General features: G+C 66.2%; 19 protein-coding genes. 14 read left to right on the top strand and 5 right to left on the bottom strand.

The window, feature by feature from the left end; genetic code table 11:
• Nucleotides 1–4 precede the first annotated feature (4 nt).
• Nucleotides 5–1,162 carry a M20 aminoacylase family protein gene (locus tag BLR94_RS22875; protein WP_084308217.1) on the top strand — a complete coding sequence of 386 codons (1,158 nt, stop codon included), beginning with the start codon at nucleotides 5–7 and terminating at the stop codon, nucleotides 1,160–1,162.
• Between the two features lie 3 nt (nucleotides 1,163–1,165).
• Here the strand turns inward: BLR94_RS22875 and BLR94_RS22870 are convergent, their stop codons facing one another.
• Nucleotides 1,166–2,071 (bottom strand): LysR family transcriptional regulator, encoded by a 906-nt coding sequence (locus tag BLR94_RS22870; protein ID WP_084308216.1) that lies wholly within the window; start codon nucleotides 2,069–2,071, stop codon nucleotides 1,166–1,168.
• Between the two features lie 375 nt (nucleotides 2,072–2,446).
• Between BLR94_RS22870 and BLR94_RS22865 the strand changes: the two genes are divergently transcribed.
• The 13 genes from BLR94_RS22865 to BLR94_RS22805 all read left to right on the top strand — a co-directional run bounded on the left by BLR94_RS22865 (nucleotide 2,447) and on the right by BLR94_RS22805 (nucleotide 16,217).
• On the top strand, nucleotides 2,447–3,772 hold the full coding sequence (locus tag BLR94_RS22865; RefSeq protein ID WP_084308215.1) for a DUF3100 domain-containing protein: 1,326 nt from the start codon (nucleotides 2,447–2,449) through the stop codon (nucleotides 3,770–3,772).
• A gap of 175 nt (nucleotides 3,773–3,947) precedes the next feature.
• Complete coding sequence (locus tag BLR94_RS22860) at nucleotides 3,948–4,247, top strand: hypothetical protein (RefSeq protein ID WP_084308214.1); 300 nt, start codon at nucleotides 3,948–3,950, stop codon at nucleotides 4,245–4,247.
• Between the two features lie 108 nt (nucleotides 4,248–4,355).
• Entirely contained in the window at nucleotides 4,356–5,093 is a 738-nt protein-coding gene (locus BLR94_RS22855; protein WP_084308268.1) for a TraX family protein, read from the top strand.
• 161 nt (nucleotides 5,094–5,254) lie between these two features.
• Nucleotides 5,255–6,508, top strand: a complete 1,254-nt coding sequence (gene glyA / locus BLR94_RS22850) for a serine hydroxymethyltransferase (RefSeq protein WP_084308213.1) — start codon at nucleotides 5,255–5,257, stop codon at nucleotides 6,506–6,508.
• 128 nt (nucleotides 6,509–6,636) lie between these two features.
• The gene (locus tag BLR94_RS22845) at nucleotides 6,637–7,887 is read left to right on the top strand and encodes a sarcosine oxidase subunit beta family protein (protein WP_084308212.1); all 1,251 of its coding nucleotides are present in this window, start codon (nucleotides 6,637–6,639) and stop codon (nucleotides 7,885–7,887) included.
• A 69-nt stretch (nucleotides 7,888–7,956) separates the two neighbouring features.
• Nucleotides 7,957–8,280 (top strand): sarcosine oxidase subunit delta, encoded by a 324-nt coding sequence (locus tag BLR94_RS22840; protein ID WP_084308211.1) that lies wholly within the window; start codon nucleotides 7,957–7,959, stop codon nucleotides 8,278–8,280.
• The gene (locus BLR94_RS22835; RefSeq protein ID WP_084308210.1) at nucleotides 8,277–11,315 is read left to right on the top strand and encodes a sarcosine oxidase subunit alpha; all 3,039 of its coding nucleotides are present in this window, start codon (nucleotides 8,277–8,279) and stop codon (nucleotides 11,313–11,315) included. Before BLR94_RS22840 ends, BLR94_RS22835 begins: the two co-directional genes overlap by 4 nt.
• 89 nt (nucleotides 11,316–11,404) lie before the next feature.
• Nucleotides 11,405–12,040, top strand: coding sequence for a sarcosine oxidase subunit gamma (locus tag BLR94_RS22830; protein ID WP_084308209.1), 636 nt, complete (start codon nucleotides 11,405–11,407; stop codon nucleotides 12,038–12,040).
• Between the two features lie 168 nt (nucleotides 12,041–12,208).
• Entirely contained in the window at nucleotides 12,209–13,066 is an 858-nt protein-coding gene (purU, locus tag BLR94_RS22825; RefSeq protein WP_084308208.1) for a formyltetrahydrofolate deformylase, read from the top strand.
• 254 nt (nucleotides 13,067–13,320) lie between these two features.
• Nucleotides 13,321–14,520, top strand: a complete 1,200-nt coding sequence (gene fdhA, locus BLR94_RS22820) for a formaldehyde dehydrogenase, glutathione-independent (RefSeq protein WP_084308207.1) — start codon at nucleotides 13,321–13,323, stop codon at nucleotides 14,518–14,520.
• Nucleotides 14,521–14,647: 127 nt separating this feature from the next.
• Nucleotides 14,648–15,052, top strand: a complete 405-nt coding sequence (locus BLR94_RS22815; protein WP_167359799.1) for a DUF4878 domain-containing protein — start codon at nucleotides 14,648–14,650, stop codon at nucleotides 15,050–15,052.
• On the top strand, nucleotides 15,034–15,666 hold the full coding sequence (locus tag BLR94_RS22810) for a YiiX/YebB-like N1pC/P60 family cysteine hydrolase (RefSeq protein ID WP_244158250.1): 633 nt from the start codon (nucleotides 15,034–15,036) through the stop codon (nucleotides 15,664–15,666). Before BLR94_RS22815 ends, BLR94_RS22810 begins: the two co-directional genes overlap by 19 nt.
• A 116-nt stretch (nucleotides 15,667–15,782) precedes the next feature.
• Nucleotides 15,783–16,217: a VOC family protein gene (locus BLR94_RS22805; RefSeq protein ID WP_084308205.1), complete on the top strand. Its 435-nt coding sequence runs from the start codon at nucleotides 15,783–15,785 to the stop codon at nucleotides 16,215–16,217.
• Nucleotides 16,218–16,242: 25 nt separating this feature from the next.
• On the opposite strand, the gene BLR94_RS22800 is transcribed toward BLR94_RS22805, so the two are convergent.
• From BLR94_RS22800 to tatB, 4 genes are all read right to left on the bottom strand, one after another.
• Nucleotides 16,243–17,136: an acyltransferase gene (locus BLR94_RS22800; RefSeq protein WP_084308204.1), complete on the bottom strand. Its 894-nt coding sequence runs from the start codon at nucleotides 17,134–17,136 to the stop codon at nucleotides 16,243–16,245.
• A 259-nt stretch (nucleotides 17,137–17,395) separates the two neighbouring features.
• Nucleotides 17,396–18,103 (bottom strand): 16S rRNA (uracil(1498)-N(3))-methyltransferase, encoded by a 708-nt coding sequence (locus BLR94_RS22795; protein WP_084308203.1) that lies wholly within the window; start codon nucleotides 18,101–18,103, stop codon nucleotides 17,396–17,398.
• Complete coding sequence (tatC, locus tag BLR94_RS22790) at nucleotides 18,100–18,888, bottom strand: twin-arginine translocase subunit TatC (RefSeq protein WP_084308202.1); 789 nt, start codon at nucleotides 18,886–18,888, stop codon at nucleotides 18,100–18,102. The genes BLR94_RS22795 and tatC overlap by 4 nt, the downstream gene beginning before the upstream one ends.
• Complete coding sequence (tatB, locus tag BLR94_RS22785; RefSeq protein WP_084308201.1) at nucleotides 18,885–19,298, bottom strand: Sec-independent protein translocase protein TatB; 414 nt, start codon at nucleotides 19,296–19,298, stop codon at nucleotides 18,885–18,887. The genes tatC and tatB overlap by 4 nt, the downstream gene beginning before the upstream one ends.
• Nucleotides 19,299–19,301: the final 3 nt, after the last annotated feature.

Raw genomic sequence — 19,301 nt, 5'->3', positions numbered from 1 at the left:
CACCATGAGTATCCCTGATTCCCTGTTGGCCGACGCCCGCCACTGGCGTCGCCAACTGCACGCCCAGCCCGAGCTGGGGTTCGCCGAGCACCGTACCTCGGCACGCGTCGCCGAGCTGCTCGAAGGCTTCGGCCTGGAGGTCCACCGTGGCCTGGGCGGCACCGGTGTGGTGGGTGTGCTGCGCCACGGCGAGGGGCCGAGCATCGGCCTGCGCGCCGACATGGACGCGCTGCCGATCCAGGAGCTGGGCGAGATCGAGCACCGTTCCACCGCCCAGGGCTGCATGCACGCCTGCGGCCATGACGGGCACACGGCGATCCTGCTGGCCACGGCGCGGCATCTCAGCGAGCGGCGCGGCTTCGCCGGCACCGTCTACTTCGTGTTCCAGCCTGCCGAGGAGAACCTCGGCGGCGCGCAGAAGATGATCGATGACGGGCTCTTCGAGCGCTTCCCGATGCAGGCCATCTATGGCCTGCACAACTGGCCCGGCCTGCCGGCGGGGACCGTCGCGGTGAACCCGGGGGCGATGATGGCCTCGCTGGACACCTTCGCCATCACCCTCACCGGCAAGGGCTGCCATGCCGCCATGCCGGAACGCGGCAACGACCCGATCGTGGCGGCAGCGGACCTGGTGCTGCAGTTGCAGACCATCGTCTCGCGGCGCCTCTCGCCACTGGCCTCGGCGGTGGTCAGCGTGACCCTGATGCAGGCCGGGGAGGCGATCAACGTGATTCCCGAGGTCGCCCGCCTGCAAGGCACCGTGCGCTGCCTGGACAGCGCCGTGCGGGCACAGGTCGAGGCGCTGATCGCCGAGATGGTGGCCCACGCGCCTGCCGCGCACGGAGTGACGGGGGTGCTGGACTACACGCGTGGCTACCCGGTGACGCAGAACCATCCGCAGCAGGCCGCCCGCGTGCTGCAGGCCGCGACCCTGGCATTCGGCGAGGCAAGGACCCTTGCCGGCATCGCCCCGTCGATGGCCTCCGAGGACTTCGCCTTCATGCTCGAGGCGCGCCCCGGCGCCTACCTGTGGCTCGGCGTCGACGGTGAGCAGCCCTCGGCGCCGCTGCACAACCCCTTCTATGACTTCAACGATGCGGTCATCGAGCCGGGCGTACGCCTGTGGACGGAACTGGTGGGGCAGGAGCTGGCACCGCGCTGAGCGTCACCGGAAGGCGGTCATGCGCTGCATCATGTCCTTGAGCAGACGCTCGGCAGCCCGGCTCAGGCGCCGTCCCAGGCGGGTCACCAGGTCCGCATGGGGGCGTGCGAAGCCGGGGTCGGCCAGGGCGATCGCGCGCAGCGAGCCCTGGCGGATCTCGTCGGTGATGGCGAAGGCGGGCAACAGCGTGACCCCACCCTGCAGGGCATACTGCTTGAGCATCGAAAAGGTATTGCAGGTCAGGGTCGGTTCGAGCCGCGCGCCCGCCGTCTGCTCGACCGATTCGACGATCTGGCGGATGCCGTAGGAAATATCCGGCAGGGCCAGGCGGTGGGCGTTCAGCTCGTCCAGGGTGACCGCCGGGCGCCCGTCCCTGGCCAGAGGGTGCCCCGCTGCCACCACCGCGTACAGCGGCTGCGCGCGGCTGGTATGGATGCGCAGGTTACAGCCCTTCGGCGGGTTGAATACCAGGCCGATGTAGGCCTCGTCCTCAGCCACCTGGCGGATCACCTCGTTGGTGCCGGCGATGTTCACGCGCAGCTCCACGTTCGGGTGTTGCATCGAGAAGTCCCCCAGTGCCGGCGAGATATCGTCGATGAAGCCCTCGCCGATGGCCAGGGTCAGGCTGCCGGTGCGGATGTCCTGCAGGTCGGCGATGGAGTCGAGCAGGCCATCGAGCTGCGTCTGCCGCTGGCGGAAGTAGTCCAGCACCAGGCGACCGGCCTCGGTCGGCTTGACGCCCCGGCGATGACGCTCGACCAATTCGACGCCGAGTTCCGATTCGACCTGGGCGATCTGCCGGCTGACCGCCGACGGGGCGATGTCCAGCGCGTCGGCAGCGGCCCTGACGCTGCCCAGGCGTACCGCTTCGACGAAATAGTGCAGGCGTTGTTCGTGGATGGTGCGCATGGCTGGCGGACTCGGTGTGTTGTTTTAAACGCAACATGATTTCCCGAATCGATTATTGGAGAGACGGCAGGTGCTGTCCATACTCGGGCCATCGACCGTCACAGCCGGCATCCTAGAACAAGCACATGCGGTCGAACCCGGCTCCCCGCGAGCCCCTTTGATTCTGCCCAGCGGGCCCCCGGGTCTGTCGACGTTTCACGCACCGCCGCGCCAGCGCACGTTGAGACGTCGACCGACCCCTGAGGCCTGCGATCTGCCCAACCATACCAACAACCGAGCCCGCTACTAGGGTTTGTTGATGTTTCACGCACGGCCGCGCCCGGCCTGCGGCTCGTGCTGAAACGTCAACAGACCCTAAGGGCCGCAGGGGGAAGAATGAGTACGCATCCAGCGCTGGCCATCGGCCAGGAGCATGCCGTCAGCAACACCGTGAAGCTTTATTTCTGGGCGGCCCTGGTGCTGCTGATCGCAGAGAGCGTCGGCTCCGTGAGCATTCCCCTAGGGCCCGGCAAGCTGGTGCTGTTGCCGATGATCTGGGCCTTGCTGCTGGGGGCCGCCGTCGGCCTGGCCAGTCACCGCATGCCTGCCGCCCTGGCGGTCTCCCGCGCGGCCCAGGTGCGTTCGGCGGCCATCTTGCAGTACGCCCTGCTGGTGTTCATCGCCAAGCTCGGCCTGGTGGTCGGCGGCTCGCTGCCCACGGTTATCGCGGCGGGCTGGGCGCTGGCGTTCCAGGAACTGGGGCATTTCGTCGGTACCATCATGCTCGGGCTGCCGGTGGCGCTGCTGCTGGGCATCAAGCGCGAGGCCGTTGGCGCGACCTTTTCCGTTGGCCGCGAGCCGAGCCTGGCGATCATCGGCGAACGCTACGGCATGGACTCGCCGGAAGGCCGTGGCGTGCTCGCCGAGTACCTCACCGGCACGCTCATCGGCGCGGTGTTCATGGCCGTGGTGGCCGGCTTCATCGCCAGCCTGAACATCTTCCATCCCTATTCGCTGGCGATGGGTGCGGGCATCGGTTCGGGCAGCATCATGGCCGCCGCCGCAGGTGCCGTCGCTGCGCAGCAGACCCCGGAGGTGGCCAAGGAGGTGATGGCGCTGGCTGCCGCCGCGAACCTGATCACCACCACCCTGGGCACCTACTTCACCCTGTTCATCTCCCTGCCGCTGGCGGTCTGGGGCTACCGCGTGCTGGAGCCGCTGATCGGCCGCACCACCAAGGCGTCATTCGCCAGCAGCGCGGTTTCCGAGAACGTGGTCGACGAGCCGGTGCACCTGGGCTGGGCCGCGCGCTTCAGTGCCTGGCTGGCAGCCGGCGCGCTGGCCCTGCTGGCCAACTACGTGGCTTCGCAGACCTTATCGGTGGCGGCCTTCACTGGCGCTGCGGTGATGATCATGGCCGCGTTCGCCGGCGAGTTGCTGTGCCAGCTGTTGCGGCGCAAGGTGCCGGCGGTCTGCTGGGTGTCCCTGGTGGCGATGTTCCTGACATCGCCCTGGTGCCCGCTGGCGCCGCAGATCACCGAAGCCGCCAATGCGGTGGGCATCATGGCGGTGATCACCCCGATGCTGGCCTTCGCCGGCCTGTCGATCGCCAAGGACATTCCCGCCTTCAGGCGCCTGGGCTGGCGCATCGTGGTGGTCTCGCTGACCGCCGGGTTCGGCACGTTCATTGGCGCGGTCTGCATCGCCGAGCTGTTCCATTGAGCGAATGCCGACCGGGCGCCAGGCTGGCCTGCAGGGCCGGCCGCTGGCGAGCCCGCCCGCACGGCGCGGGCCGCGCTCTGCCGGCCAATTACTCTGAACTCATGGGCCTGGCAGGGCTCACACTGCAGAGAGTCGCAAAAGCCGACTCGCAGAATCCATGAAACAGGAGCCCACCATGAGCTACCGTCATCTGATCGCCCTTTTCGCACCGTTGGCCTTCGCCCTGCCGGCCGTGGCAGCCGAACCCTGGTCACCGGAAGCCAAGTCGACCTTCGTGCAGGAATGTGTGAAGGGCGCCCAGTCCGGCCACTCGAAAGCGCAACTGACGGCTTTCTGCGACTGCGCAGCAGACAAAGTCAGCCAGGAATTCAGCGAGGCCGAAATGGCCGAGATGGGCAAACAGGTCCCGCCGGATCCCGCCCTGCAAAAGCGCCTGGTCACTGCGTCGAGCAGTTGCAACGCGAAACTGAAGTAAGCCGACGGATGGCGGCGCGGGGTTCTGCCCCACGCCGCCTTTTCAGTTGCGTCCAGGCCCCGGCTGCCTCTACCGTGCAGCTTCGATCCACCAGCGTGACGCATGCGCATGCCTCCAGCAGCACCCGTTCGGCCCATCCCCTCGCGTCGTGACGCGGCCCTCGACCTGATCAAATGGCTGGCACTGCTGACCATGCTGGTCGACCACTTGCGCCATGTCTGGCCCTCCCTGTATTTCCTCTACGTACCCGGCCGTGTGGCCTTTCCCTTGTTCTGTCTGGCCATCGCCGCCAACGTCGCCCGGCCGAGAGTGGGCGATTGCGCTGCTGTCTCGCCGAGCTATCTCGGCTGGTTGCTACTGTTCTCGCTGCTCTCCGAGTGGCCCTATCGACTGCTGGTGCCCACGGCGGAGTCGCTCAACGTGTTGCCGACCCTGGTGCTCGGTCTGCTGATCGCCGCTGCCGTGCAGCGCCCACGCCCGCAGGCCTGCCTGCTGGGCCTGGCGGCGTTGCTGATCGCCGTGTTCGGGCATGCCTGGCTGATGTTCGGTGCGTTCGGCGCGGTGTTGCCGGCCGCGTTCCTGCTGGCGCTGCGCATGCCGCGAGGGGGCTGGCTGCTACCGATGTTCTGCTGCCTGGCGGCGAACTACTGGGCGCCGTTCTATCACGACGCTGCCCGTGGCGATCCATTCGCCTGGAGCGTGCTCGCTATCTGCCTGTTCGCCCCGCTGCTCGGCCTACTGCTGTTGCGCTGGCAACCGCCCTTCGTGGTGCCGCCGGTGCGGCGCTGGGCTTACCTGTTCTACCCCGCGCATTTTCTCGTGCTGGTGGCGGTGCGCAGCCTCTGAGCCTGCGCAATTGCGACACGCAGCCATGTCGCAAACGCAATCTCCCGTGGCGTGCCTAGGCATCTGGCTGTCGAGGGCGAGTCATACCATCGCTGCAACAAGACTCATATCGAGCAACCGAGCCAGATGCGGCGCCGCCAGGCGCTTCGGGGAGATGCGTGATGTTCAGCAAGCAAGACCGGATCCAGGGTTACGATGATGCGCTGCTCAGCGCGATGAACGCCGAGGAGCGTCGCCAGGAACATCACATCGAGCTGATCGCCTCGGAAAACTACACCAGCAAGCGGGTGATGGAGGCGCAGGGCAGCGGGCTGACCAACAAGTACGCGGAAGGCTACCCCGGCAAGCGCTACTACGGCGGCTGCGAGCATGTCGACAAGGTCGAGGCGCTGGCCATCGAGCGCGCCAAGCAGCTGTTCGGTGCCGATTACGCCAACGTGCAGCCGCACTCCGGCTCCTCGGCCAACTCGGCGGTGTACCTGGCGCTGCTGCAGCCTGGCGATACCCTGCTGGGCATGAGCCTGGCCCACGGCGGCCACCTCACCCACGGCGCCAAGGTCAGCTCGTCCGGCAAGCTGTACAACGCGGTGCAGTACGGCATCGATACCGCCACCGGGCTGATCGACTACGACGAGGTCGAGCGTCTGGCCATCGAGCACAAGCCGAAGATGATCGTCGCCGGCTTCTCGGCCTATTCCAAGACCCTGGATTTCCCGCGTTTTCGCGCCATCGCCGACAAGGTCGGGGCGCTGCTCTTCGTCGACATGGCACACGTTGCGGGGCTGGTCGCGGCCGGGTTGTACCCGAACCCGATTCCCTTTGCCGACGTGGTCACCACCACCACCCACAAAACCCTGCGCGGGCCCCGGGGCGGGCTGATTTTGGCCAGGGCCAACGAGGACATCGAGAAGAAGCTCAATGCGGCGGTATTCCCCGGTGCCCAGGGCGGCCCGCTGATGCACGTGATCGCCGGCAAGGCGGTGTGCTTCAAGGAAGCCCTGGAGCCCGGCTTCAAGGACTACCAGGCGCAGGTGATCAAGAACGCTCAGGCCATGGCCGAGGTGTTCATCGAGCGCGGCTTCGACGTGGTGTCCGGCGGCACCGACAACCACCTGTTCCTGCTCTCGCTGATCAAGCAGGGCATCACCGGCAAGGATGCCGACGCCGCCCTCGGCCGCGCCGGCATCACGGTGAACAAGAACGCCGTGCCCAACGATCCGCAGTCGCCGTTCGTGACCTCCGGCCTGCGTATCGGCACGCCGGCGGTCACCACCCGCGGCTTCAAGGAAGCCCAGTGCCGTGAGCTGGCGGGCTGGATCAGCGACATCCTCGAGCACCTCGGCGATGCCGATGTCGAGGCTCAGGTGGCCGGCCTGGCTGCCGGGCTGTGCGCCGATTACCCGGTCTATCGCTAACGCATCGTCGTCACGCAGGAGCTACCGGCTCTGACAGCGCAGGATGGTGGGCCCGTCGATAAGAGGGATCCCGCCATCCTGCGGTTCAGGTGGGCGCCTGCAGGCAAGCAGAATTCAGGAGTCCCCCCATGCAGCGCTATTCCGGCTTCGGCCTGTTCAAGCATTCCTTCAGCCATCATGAAAACTGGCAGCGCATGTGGCGCAACCCGACGCCCAAGCCGGTCTACGACGTGGTCATCGTCGGCGGTGGCGGCCATGGCCTGGCCACCGCCTATTACCTGGCCAAGGTGCACGGCATCAAGAACGTCGCGGTGATCGAGAAGGGCTGGCTGGGCGGCGGCAACACCGCGCGCAACACCACCATCGTGCGTTCCAACTACCTGCTGGACGACTCTTCGGCGCTGTACGAACACGCTCTGAAGTTGTGGGAAGGCCTGTCCCAGGACCTCAACTACAACGTGATGTTCTCCCAGCGCGGCGTCTATCACCTGTGCCATACCCTGCAGGACCTGCGTGACGCCGAGCGCCTGGTGACCGCCAACCTGCTCAACGGGATTGCCAACGAAGTGCTCGACCGCAAGCAGGTCAGCGAGGAAATCCCCTACCTGGACTGCGGCACCAACACCCGCTACCCGGTACTCGGCGCCTCGGTACAGCGGCGCGCCGGCAACGCCCGCCACGACGCCGTGGCCTGGGGCTATGCACGGGCCGCCGATGCCCTGGGCGTGGACCTGATCCAGCAGACCGAAGTCACCGGTTTTCGCAAGCAGGACGGCGCGGTGATCGGCGTGGAAACCAACAAGGGCTTCATCGGCGCCAAGCGCGTCGGCATGGTGGTGGCCGGCAACACCGGGCCGCTGGCGGCCAAGGCCGGCTTCCGCCTGCCGATCGAATCCCACCCGCTGCAGGCGCTGGTCTCCGAGCCGATCAAGCCGATCATCGACAGCGTGATCATGTCCAACGCCGTGCACGGTTACATCAGCCAGTCCGACAAGGGCGACCTGGTCATCGGCGCCGGCATCGACGGCTGGGTCGGCTATGGCCAGCGCGGCTCCCTGCCGATCATCGAGCACACCGTCGAGGCCATCGTCGAGATGTTCCCGGTGCTCTCGCGGGTGCGCATGAACCGGCAGTGGGGCGGCATCGTCGACACCACGCCGGACGCCTGCCCGATCATCGGCAAGACGCCGGTCAACAACCTGTTCATCAACTGCGGCTGGGGCACCGGTGGCTTCAAGGCCACGCCGGGCTCCGGCCACGTGTTCGCCGCGACCCTGGCCAAGGGCGAACCCCATCCGCTGGCCGCGCCGTTCTCCATCGAGCGTTTCCACACCGGCGCGCTGGTGGACGAGCACGGCGCCGCGGCGGTCGCCCACTGATCGACGAATTCCTGTGGCGACGGCCCCTGTCCGTCGCCACGGCAACAGTTTCTCCACGGAGACATGACCATGCTGCACATCTTCTGCCCGCACTGCGGCGAACTTCGCGCCGAAGAGGAATTCAGCCCGGCCGGCCAGGCCCATATCCCGCGGCCGCTGGACCCGGCCGCCTGCAGCGACGCCGAGTGGGGCGAATACATGTGGTTCCGCGACAATCCCCGCGGCCTGCGCCATGAGCTGTGGCTGCATGCTGCCGGTTGCCGCAAGTACTTCAATGCCACTCGCCACACCGTCAGCTACCAGATTCTCGAGACCTACCGGATCGGCGAGCAGCCGAATGTGACCGAGCCAGTCGCCGAGCCCGCACCGCTCGCCCAAGGAGCCACGGCATGAGCCAGATCAATCGCCTCGCCAACGGCGGCCGCATCGACCGCAGTCAGCCGCTGAGCTTCACCTTCAACGGCCAGTCCTACAGCGGTTACGCGGGCGATACCCTGGCCGCCGCGCTGCTGGCCAATGGCGTCGACATCGTCGGTCGCAGCTTCAAGTATTCCCGCCCGCGCGGCATCGTCGCCGCTGGCGCCGAGGAGCCGAACGCGGTGCTGCAGGTCGGCTCCCGGGAAGCCACCCAGGTGCCGAACGTCCGTGCGACCCAGCAGGCGCTGTATGCCGGTCTGGTGGCAGGCAGCACCAATGGCTGGCCGAGCGTCAACACCGACCTGATGGGCATTCTCGGCAAGGTCGGCGGCGGCATGATGCCGCCCGGTTTCTACTACAAGACCTTCATGTACCCGCAGAACATGTGGCTGACCTACGAGAAGTACATCCGCAAGGCGGCCGGCCTGGGCCGGGCGCCGAAGGACAACGACCCGGACGTCTACGACCACGTCAATCGCCACTGCGACGTACTGGTGGTCGGTGCCGGCGCGGCCGGTCTGGCTGCGGCGCTGGCCGCTGCGCGCAGCGGCGCGCGGGTGATCCTCGCCGACGAGCAGGAAGAGTTCGGCGGCAGCCTGCTGGACACCCGTGAGCAACTCGACGGCCTGCCTGCCGCCGAATGGGTGAGCAAGGTGGTGGCCGAGCTGAAGGCTTTCCCCGATGTGGTCCTGCTGCCACGTGCCACGGTCAACGGTTACCACGACCACAATTTCCTGACCATCCACGAGCGCTGCACCGATCACCTCGGCGACAGCGCGCCGCTCGGTGCCTTCGCCCAGCGTCCGGCGCGGCAGCGCCTGCACCGGGTACGTGCCAAGCGCGTGGTGCTGGCGGTCGGTGCCCACGAGCGGCCGCTGGTGTATGGCAACAACGACGTGCCGGGCAACATGCTGGCCGGTGCGGTGTCCACCTACGTGCGCCGCTATGGCGTGGCGCCGGGCAAGCAGCTGGTGCTCGCCACCACCAACGATTACGCCTACAAGACGGCCCTCGACTGGCTCGACGCCGGCCTCAAGGTAGTGGCCATCGCCGATGCGCGCAGCAACCCGCGCGGCAGCTGGGTCGAGGAGGCGCGTTCCCGTGGCGTGCGCGTACTGACCGGCAGCTCGGTGCTCGACGTCAAGGGCAGCAAGCGCGTGGAGGCCGCCCGGATCGCCGCCATCGACCCGCAGTCGTTCAAGGTCACCAGCCCCGGTGAGTGGCTGGACTGCGACCTGATCGCCAGCTCCGGCGGCTACAGCCCGGTGGTGCATCTGGCGTCGCACCTGGGTAGCCGCCCCACCTGGCAGGAAGACATCCTTGCCTTCGTCCCCGGTGATGACCTGGGCATGCAGGAGCGGCTCTGCGCCGGCGCGGTGAATGGCGTGTTCAAGCTCGGCGATGTGCTCGCCGATGGCTTCGAGGCCGGTGCCAAGGCCGCGGCCGAGAGTGGTTTCGCGGCGGTCAGCGGTGAGCTGCCACGTGCCGACAAGCGTGTCGAGGAGGCACCGGTCGGTCTCTTTCAGGTGCCCCACGACAAGCCGACGGCGCGTGCGCCCAAGCAATTCGTCGACCTGCAGAACGACGTCACCACTGCCGGCATCGAGCTGGCGGTGCGCGAGGGCTTCGAGTCGGTCGAGCACGTCAAGCGCTACACCGCGCTGGGCTTCGGTACCGACCAGGGCAAGCTGGGCAACGTCAACGGCCTGGCCATCGCCGCCCGCGCCCTGGGCGTGAGCATCCCGCAGATGGGCACCACCATGTTCCGTCCCAACTACACGCCGGTGTCCTTCGGTGCGGTGGTCGGGCGCAATGCCGGTGCGCTGTTCGAGCCCAAGCGCTACACCGCGCTGCAGGCCTGGCATGTCAGGCAGGGGGCGAAGTTCGAGGATGTCGGGCAGTGGAAACGCCCGTGGTACTTCCCCAAAGGCGCCGAGGACCTGCATGCCGCCGTGGCCCGTGAGTGCAAGGCGGTACGCGCCAGCGTCGGCCTGCTGGACGCCTCGACCCTCGGCAAGATCGATATCCAGGGGCCGGACGCCCGCGAGTTCCTCAACCGCGTCTACACCAATGCCTGGACCAAACTCGACGTGGGCAAGGCGCGTTATGGCCTGATGTGCAAGGAAGACGGCATGGTCTTCGACGACGGCGTGACCGCCTGCCTGGCCGACAACCACTTCCTGATGACCACCACCACCGGCGGCGCCGCCCGCGTGCTGCAGTGGCTGGAGCTGTACCAGCAGACCGAATGGCCGGAGCTCAAGGTGTACTTCACCTCGGTCACCGACCACTGGGCGACCCTGACCCTGTCCGGGCCGAACAGCCGCAAGCTGCTGGCCGAGGTCACCGACATCGACCTGTCGCCAGACGCCTTCCCGTTCATGACCTGGCAGGAGGGCCTGGTGGCCGGCGTGCCGGCCCGGGTGTTCCGCATCTCCTTCACCGGCGAGCTGAGCTACGAGGTGAACATCCAGGCCGACTACGCCATGGGCGTGCTGGAGCAGATCGCCGAGGCCGGCAGGCCATACGACCTTACGCCCTATGGCACCGAGACCATGCACGTGCTGCGTGCCGAGAAGGGCTTCATCATCGTCGGCCAGGACACCGACTCCACCGTCACCCCGGACGACCTCAACATGGGCTGGTGCGTGGGCCGCAACAAGCCATTCTCCTGGATCGGCTGGCGCGGCATGAACCGCGAGGACACCCTCAAGGAAGACCGCAAGCAACTGGTCGGCCTCAAGCCGGTGAACCCGAGTGACGTGCTGCCGGAAGGCAATCAGGTGGTCTTCGAGCCCAACGTCAAACCGGTGAAATCCGCTGGCCACGTGACCTCCAGCTACATGAGCGCGACCCTCGGCCACGGCATCGCCCTGGCGCTGGTCAGGGGCGGCACCAAGCGCATGGGGCAGAAGGTCTTCGCGCCGACCCGCGACGGTCGCCTGATCGAAGCGGAAATCGTCAGCTCGGTGTTCTACGACCCGAAAGGCGAACGCCAGAACGTGGTTTGAGCAGCGGCAAGCGCCACGTCGCAAGCCGCAAGCAAGAGCGAAAGGGTGGCGTCCTCGAAGGCGTCGCCCACCTATGAAGGACTGACGACATGACAGCAGCAAACGTCTACCAGCAGCGCCCCGATGATCTCGGCATCAAGGTCGAATCGCCGCTGCACCACGCCGGTTTCAATGAGCTGCTTGGCAAGGGCAAGAGTGGCGCAGGTGTCACCCTGCGCGAGAAGAAACTGCAGGGCCACCTGACCTTGCGCGGCGATGGCAGGGATGCCGCCTTCGCCGAGGGCGTCCACAAGGCTCTCGGCCTGGAACTGCCCAGCGCTCTGCGCCTGGTGGTCGACGGGCAGAGTTCGCTGCAGTGGATGAGCCCGGACGAGTTCCTGATCATCGTGCCGCGGGGCGAAGAGCTGGCGACCGAGCGCAAGCTGCGCGAGTCGCTGGCCGGCCAGCATGTGCAGGTGGTCAACGTCAGCGGCGGGCAGACCATTCTCGAGCTGAGCGGCCCGAACGCGCGCGACGTGTTGATGAAATCCACCAGCTACGACGTTCATCCCAGCCAGTTCCCGGTGGGCAAGGCGGTCGGCAGCAACTTCGCCAAGACCAGCCTGTATATCCGCCACACCGCGCCGGATACCTGGGAACTGCTGGTACGCCGCAGCTTCGCCGACTACATCTGGGCCTGGCTGCAGGATGCCGCCGGCGACTACGGGCTGGCGATCGAACAGTGAGCGTGGGCCATCGTAGGGTGGACGACGCTTCACCTGCGTGGCCCGATCCGTCCACCGTTGCGCGATCGCGAAGCGGCACAACAAGAGCGTTGTCCACCCCACGGCTGCGCCGGGCGTCGCTGCGCTCGATGCGGGCTACTTTAACGAGCACCACAAGGATCCGCGTCCATGAGCCGTACCCCCGACACCTGGATTCTCACCGCCCACTGCCCGAGCCTGCTCGGCACGGTGGATGTGGTCACCCGTTACCTGTTCGAGCAGGGCTGCTACGTCACCGAGCACCACAGCTTCGACGACCGGCTGGCCAGCCGCTTCTTCATTCGCATCGAATTCCGCGCCCCGGCCGATTTCGACGAAACGGCGTTCCTCGCCGGCCTCGGGCAACGCACCGCGTCGTTCGACATGCGCACCGAGCTGACGCCACCGGGCTATCGCGCCAAGGTGGTGATCATGGTCTCCAGGGCCGATCATTGCCTCAACGACCTGCTCTACCGCCAGCGCACCGGCCAGTTGCCGATGGACATCACCGCCATCGTCTCCAATCACCCGGATCTCAAACCGCTGGCAGACTGGCACGGCATCGCGTACCACCACTTTCCCCTCGACCCCAGTGACAAGCCGACGCAAGAGGGCAAGGTGATGCAGGTGGTCGAGGACACGGGAGCCGAGCTGGTGGTGCTCGCCCGCTACATGCAGGTGCTGTCCGCCGACCTGTGCCGCAGGCTCGACGGGCGCGCGATCAACATCCACCACTCGCTGCTGCCCGGCTTCAAGGGCGCCAAGCCCTACCACCAGGCCTACGAGAAGGGCGTGAAGCTGGTCGGCGCCACGGCGCATTTCATCAACAACGACCTGGACGAAGGCCCGATCATCACCCAGGGCGTCGAAGCGGTGGACCACGCCCACTACCCGGAAGACCTGGTCGCCAAGGGCCGTGATATCGAATGCCTGACCCTGGCCCGTGCGGTCGGCTATTTCCTCGAGCGCCGGGTATTCCTCAACGCCAACCGTACCGTGGTGCTATAGCGTCAACCCCCCCCCCTCCTGGTGCCTGTATCTGCCGCGCATGGAACGCCGGCTGTCGGTTCTGTGCCCACGCAACCGATAGCCGCTGACTACTCTCTTCAGACCTGCGTTCGACGATCGATCGTCGATACGCCGATCCGGCGCGCCTCCTGCCAGCTTTCGGTGCATGCCGATAGCGAGGTTTCAATGCGCCGCTACACGGCCTGCGCGACAACCGTCGCGTTTTTGTATCCACAAGAAGAAAGGAGATTCATATGTCCGGTAATCGCGGCGTCGTCTACCTCGGCGCAGGCAAGGTCGAGGTTCAGAAAATCGATTATCCGAAAATGCAGGATCCGCGCGGTCGCAAGATCGAACACGGCGTCATCCTCAAGGTGGTTTCCACCAATATCTGCGGCTCCGACCAGCACATGGTGCGCGGTCGCACCACCGCCCAGGTCGGCCTGGTGCTGGGCCACGAGATCACTGGCGAGGTGATCGAGAAGGGCAGCGACGTCGAGAACCTGAAGATCGGCGACCTGGTCTCGGTACCCTTCAACGTCGCCTGTGGCCGCTGCCGCTCCTGCAAGGAGCAGCACACCGGAGTCTGCCTGACCGTCAACCCGGCACGGGCCGGTGGTGCCTACGGTTACGTGGACATGGGCGACTGGACCGGTGGCCAGGCCGACTACGTGCTGGTGCCCTATGCCGATTTCAACCTGCTGAAACTGCCCGATCGCGACAAGGCCATGGAGAAGATCCGCGACCTGACCTGCCTCTCCGACATCCTGCCGACCGGCTACCACGGCGCGGTCACGGCAGGCGTCGGCCCGGGCAGCACCGTGTACGTGGCCGGGGCCGGGCCGGTCGGTCTGGCCGCTGCGGCGTCGGCCCGGCTGCTGGGGGCGGCGGTGGTCATCGTCGGCGACGTCAATCCGGTGCGCCTGGCCCACGCCAAGGCCCAGGGCTTCGAAATCGCCGATCTGTCCAAGGACACGCCGCTGCACGAACAGATCGCCGACCTGCTCGGTGAGCCGGAAGTGGACTGCGCCGTCGATGCGGTGGGCTTCGAGGCGCGCGGCCATGGGCATGCCGGCGCCCAGCACGAGGCACCGGCCACGGTGCTCAACTCGCTGATGGGCGTGGTGCGGGTGGCTGGCAAGATCGGCATTCCAGGCCTCTACGTGACCGAAGACCCCGGCGCGGTGGACGCGGCGGCGAAGATCGGCAGCCTGAGCATCCGCTTCGGCCTCGGCTGGGCCAAGTCGCACAGCTTCCATACCGGCCAGACCCCGGTGATGAAGTACAACCGTGCGCTGATGCAGGCCATCATGTGGGACCGTATCAACATCGCCGACGTGGTGGGGGTGCAGGTGATCAGCCTGGAGGATGCGCCCCGCGGTTACGGCGAGTTCGATGCCGGGGTGCCGAAGAAATTCGTCATCGATCCGCACAAGACCTTCAGCGCGGCCTGAGCGCCCGGCGGGGCCCCAGGGGCCTCGCCGATCCGGGCGGTGTTGTTTCGGCAGAGCGCTGCGAGCGTTACACTGTGCGCCCTTTTCGGTGCGCGCTCAGCGCCCCCACTGCCTGCAAGGATCGTTCATGGCCGCTCTCTACCGTAGTTTCCTCGTGCTCGCCACATCCGTGCTGCTTGTCGCCTGCTCATCGGGTGGCTCACCCGAGACGGTCGCCGAGTCGTTCATCGAGGCGTCGTTTTCCAATGACGCAGATGCCATGTTCAAGTTGATTGCCGTGCCGGCCGATGCCGGCGAAGGTGCCGAAGAGATGGTGCGCGGCAAGTTGAAGATGGCCGTCGCCAAGCGGGCCGAAATGGCGGCCACGCTGGGCGGCGTCGACGAGGTGAAGGCTGGCGAAGCCACCTACAACGACGACAAGACCCAGGCGACCACTCAGGTCACCATCACCTTCAAGAAAGCCGATGTGCCCGCCAAGACCGAGTCGGTACGCCTGACCAAGGTGGATGATCAGTGGAAGGTGCGCCTCTGAGGCAGCGTTTCCTGTGGCTGTTGGCGTTCGCATTCATGCTGGCAGGGTTGGTTGTGCTCTGGTGCTCGACAAAGGCGGAGCCGGTAGTCAGCGGCGGGCCGGACCTGAGCCAACTGCCGGCGCTGCAGACGGGGGATTGGCTGTTTCGCCTCGGGCATTCGGCAGACAGCCGACTGGTGCATCAACTGAGCGATGGCGACTATTCGCATATCGGCATGGTGGTCGCCACCGAGCCGCAGGTGCTGGTGGTACACGCCACCACCGATGATGACCCGCAACGCCTGAATCAAGTCCTGATCAGTACGCTCGAGGACTTTCTGCAGCCTGCGTTGGCGCGCCATTTTGCGATCGCGCGTCCCGAGTTCCTGAACGCCGATCAGAAACAGGCGGCCGCTCGAATGCTGCACGATACGATCGGAGCGCCATTCGTGCTGGATGTCCGCAGCCAGCCACATCGATATTGCACCACGCTGCTCGCTGAGGCCATCAAGACCCAGGCTGCTGATTTTGAGCCAGCCTGGACGCGACTCGATAACCCCTTGTACCGCGGTGACGTTCTCTTCCCAAGTGCGTTTGCCGACTATCCGGGCGTTGCATGGCTGTACCGCTTCTGATGGGGGCGCCATGCCGTAGCGCCTGGCCGGACATCGGCGATGAACCGCAGCATGGGCCATGCCGCGCGCAGTACCCGACGATGGCGTTGGGTCTGACTTATCTGCAGGAGCACCTTATGAGCTTTGACCGGCGTATTTCCTTGATCACCCTGGGCGTTGCCGATGTACAGGCCAGCGCCGCCTTCTACGAACGACTGGGCTGGACGCGCTCGTCCGCATCCCAGGAGCAGATCGTCTTCATCAAGCTGAAGGGGCTCGCCCTGGGGTTGTTCTCGCGCAGTGAATTGGCCAAGGATGCCAACCTGCCCGAAGTCGGGCCGGCCGGCTTTTCCGGCATCACCCTGGCGCACAACCTGGAAAGCCCGGAGGCCGTTGACGCGGCCATGGGGCTCGCTGTTGCGGCGGGCGCTCGTCAGGTCAAGGCGCCCGAGAAGGTGTTCTGGGGCGGTTACTCCGGCTACTTCGCCGACCCGGACGGCCACCTCTGGGAATTGGCGCACAACCCCTTCGCACCGCTTGATGAGTCCGGCCACATGACACTGCCGGACTAGGGCCGCAAGCTGAGCGATAGCGGGTTCAGCGCGTGGCTTGCTGTTTCAACCGGGCGATCAGCGCATCCTTCTCTTCCCACAGAGCGCTGACCCAGGCCTGCACGTACAGGCGGAATTCGGCGTCGTTCTGGTAGTCGCCCTGCCACAGCGCAGGCTCGAGTGCGCGTGTGCGGATATCCATGATGACCCGTGGCACCTGGCCGCTGATCAGCTTCCAGAAACCGGGCGGCGTGCCTTCCGGGTAGACGATGGTGACGTCGAGGATGGCGTCCAGTTGTTCCCCCAGCGCCGCCAGCACGAAGGCCACGCCGCCGGCCTTGGGCTTGAGCAGGTAGCGATAGGGCGAGCCCTGCTGCGCCTGTTTGGCCGGGGTGAAGCGCGTGCCCTCCAGGTAGTTGACGACCGTGACCGGTAGATCGCGAAACTTCTCGCAGGCGCGGCGGGTGATATCCAGGTCCTGGCCTTTGAGGTGTGGATGCTTCTCCAGCTTGGCTTTCGAATAGCGCTTCATGAACGGGTAGTCCAGCGCCCAGAATGCCAGGCCGAGAAAGGGTACCCAGATCAATTGCTGCTTGAGGAAGAACTTGAAGTAGGGCGTCTTGCGGTTGAACGCCTGCACCAGCGCCGGGATGTCGACCCACGACTGGTGATTGCTGATGATCAGGTAGGAGGTGTCCTGACGCAGCTCGCCGCCGCCGCGGATATCCCAGCGTGTCGGGGTGAGCGCAGCGAAGATGCGCTTGCAGTTTTCTGCCCAGAACTCGGCGACCCACATGACCTGGCGCGAGCAACTGGCTTTCAGGGCCTTGCCCGGCAGCACGAACTTGCCGAGGGCGATGAGCAGCATCGGCCCGATCAGAATCAGGGTGTTGGACAGCAGCAGGAAGATGACGGTGAGGCCGGTGAGCAGGCGGCGCATGGCGGCTCCTTGTGGGCGCGAGGTGTTCATCATAGGCAGACAGGATGCTGGCGCCAAATCGGTGCGGTGAGCAAGGCGTTACCGGATGTCCCGTTGATAAGCGATGGCTTTGGTAGGGCAGAAGCGGACATCCAATTGTAGGGTGGATGACGCTTCACCCATCCACCGTTCTGCAATCGCAATGGTGGACAAAAAGAGCATTGTCCACCCTACGGGAATGACCGCGGCATGCGCCATTGAGCTGCCCACGAGCGACCACTCAGAACAACCTGGCCAATAGCGCAGTAACCGCCGTTTCCACCCGCAGAATACGCTCGCCGAGCTGCACGGGCTGCAGGCCGGCCTCGGCCAGCTTGTCCACCTCGTAGGGGATCCACCCGCCTTCCGGGCCGATGGCCAGGGTCACCGGCTGTTGGACGGCGCGGGGGCAGGCCGGGTAGTCGCCAGGATGACCCACCAGGCCGAGGGTGCCGGCCGCCAGGCCTGGCAGTCGATCCTCGACGAAGGGCTTGAAGCGCTTCTCGAGGAGCACCTCCGGCAGCACCGTATCGCGTGCCTGTTCCAGGCCGAGAATCAGCTGCTCGCGAATCGCCGCCGGCTCGAGGAAAGGGGTCTGCCAGAAGCTCTTTTCCACCCGGTAGCTGTTGAGCAGAATCAGCCGTGGCACGCCCATGGCGGCGGCGCTCTGCAGCACGCGCTTGAGCATCTTCGGGCGCGGCAAAGCGAGCAGCAGGGTAAGCGGCAGCTTGGCCGGTGGCGGCTGGTCGAAGCTGACCTGCAGCTCGGCGCCGTTGGCGTCCAGTTGCAGCAGCTGGCCGCGGCCCATGTCGCCGCCGAGGCGGCCGACCCGCAGCGTGTCACCGCTTTCGGCACGGTGCACTTCATGCAGGTGGATCAGGCGCCGTCCATCGAGGCGCACGCGGTCAGCGGCGATGAAGTCGCCGTCCTCGAGCAGCAGCAGGTTCATGCTTGCGTGCTGGGCGGCTGGTCGGCCGGCGTTTCCTCGTCGTCGGGCTCGCCGCGCCGCGTACGGATCAGGCTGCCGGCGATGATGCCCAGCTCGAACAGCAGCCACATCGGCACCGCCAGCAGGGTCTGCGAGAAGATGTCCGGTGGCGTCAGGATCATGCCGACCACGAAGCAGCCGATGATCACGTAGGGGCGGATCTTGCGCAGGTATTGGACATCGACCACGCCGATCCAGACCAGCAGCACCACGGCCACGGGAATCTCGAAGGCCACGCCGAAGGCGAAGAACAGCGTCATCACGAAGTCGAGGTAGCTGGCGATGTCGGTCATCATCGACACGCCTTCGGGCGTCACGCTGGCGAAGAAGTGGAAGATGATCGGGAAGACCAGGAAGTAGGCGAAGGCCATGCCGGCGTAGAACAGGATGATGCTGGAGATCAGCAGGGGGATGGCGATGCGTTTCTCGTGCCGGTACAGCCCCGGCGCGATGAAGCCCCAGACCTGGTGCAGGATCACCGGCATGGCCAGGAACACCGCGACGATCATGGTCAGCTTGAACGGGGTGAGGAACGGCGAGGCCACGTCGGTGGCGATCATCGTCGCGCCTTCCGGCAGGTACTGGCGCAGCGGGGCGGAAACCAGGGTGTAGATCTTCTGCGCGAAGTAGAACAGGCCGGCGAATATCAGGAAGATCGCTGCCACGCAGCGCAGCAGGCGCGTGCGCAACTCGGCGAGATGGGAAACCAGCGGCATTTCCTGGTCGTTGTCGGAGAGTCGACTCATGGTTGCGGCGTCTTGTCCTGGCTGGCGACGGGCGTCGAGGTTGGCGCGCTGCTGAACGTGGGCTCGGGCACAGCGGCGGCTGTCGCAGCGGGCTCGGCGGCGGGCGCCGAATACGGCGTGGGTGGCGGTGTCTGCGCCTGCGGGGCGGGAGGGCTCGGTGGCAGGATATCGTTCTTCACCGCCTGCATTTCCCGCTCCAGTTCGAGGATGCGTTCGTTATGCAGTTGGCGCCGGATTTCGTCGGCGCCGATTTCGCGCTCGACCTCCGACTTGATCGCATTGAAGCTGCGCTTGATGCGGCCTATCCACAAGCCTGCGGTGCGTGCGGCGCCGGGCAGGCGTTCGGGGCCGAGCACCAGCAGGGCGATCAGCCCGACCAGCAGCAACTCGCTGAAACTGATACCGAACATGCT

The sequence above is a fragment of the Phytopseudomonas flavescens genome (genome assembly GCF_900100535.1).
Classification (GTDB): domain Bacteria; phylum Pseudomonadota; class Gammaproteobacteria; order Pseudomonadales; family Pseudomonadaceae; genus Aquipseudomonas; species Aquipseudomonas flavescens.
This window is presented reverse-complemented; position numbering and strand designations above follow the sequence as displayed.